This window comes from Blautia sp. MCC270 (assembly GCF_018785605.1).
GTDB classification, from domain to species: Bacteria; Bacillota; Clostridia; order Lachnospirales; family Lachnospiraceae; genus Blautia_A; species Blautia_A fusiformis.
Genome location: NZ_WQQD01000105.1, coordinates 1 through 226, shown reverse-complemented (window position 1 = coordinate 226; position 226 = coordinate 1). Strand labels below are relative to the sequence as shown.

1 protein-coding gene is annotated in these 226 nt (G+C 49.6%); it reads right to left on the bottom strand.

Going from position 1 to position 226, the window contains the following annotated elements; genetic code table 11:
- Positions 1 to 226: helix-turn-helix domain-containing protein (locus GPK58_RS12995; protein ID WP_215638775.1), on the bottom strand; the 226-nt coding region annotated here is incomplete at both ends.

The following is a 226-nucleotide window of genomic DNA, read 5'->3' as shown; positions in this document are numbered from 1 at the left end:
CCGTTTCTCAAAGAAATTCACAAATCCCCGGTCGAGATCCCGCAAAGACTGCTGTAATGCAATGGAATCTGCTGCTTTCAAAAAGGCAAACTCCTCTTGCTTTTTCAGTTCAGTCAGCATGGCGGAAGTCTGGGAATAGCCGATCCTTTCCCCATTTTCATAGCCTTCCTTACGCATGGCAAGTCCCCGGTTGTAGATGAACCGGCAGCATCCCAGGGTCTGATGG